General features: G+C 62.4%; 1 protein-coding gene. It reads left to right on the top strand.

All coding sequences use genetic code 11. From position 1 onward, the window contains the following. A partial coding sequence (locus ACLIIZ_RS21190; RefSeq protein ID WP_465221455.1) for an EF-Tu C-terminal domain-related protein occupies window positions 1-255 on the top strand: 255 nt, incomplete at both ends.

Here is a 255-nt window from a genome sequence, read left to right on the forward strand (position 1 = left end):
TCGGCGCCCTGCTGCGTGGTACCAAGCGTGAAGACGTCGAGCGTGGTCAGGTCCTGTGCAAGCCGGGCTCGATCACCCCGCACACCCACTTCACGGGCGAAGTGTATGTTCTGTCGAAGGACGAAGGTGGTCGTCACACCCCGTTCTTCAACAACTACCGTCCGCAGTTCTACTTCCGCACGACCGACGTGACCGGCGCGATCTCGCTGCCGGAAGGCACGGAAATGGTCATGCCGGGCGACAACGTGGCGATGA

Origin of the sequence: Azonexus caeni (genome assembly GCF_048146105.1) — a bacterium.
Classification (GTDB): Bacteria; Pseudomonadota; Gammaproteobacteria; order Burkholderiales; family Rhodocyclaceae; genus Azonexus; species Azonexus aromaticus_B.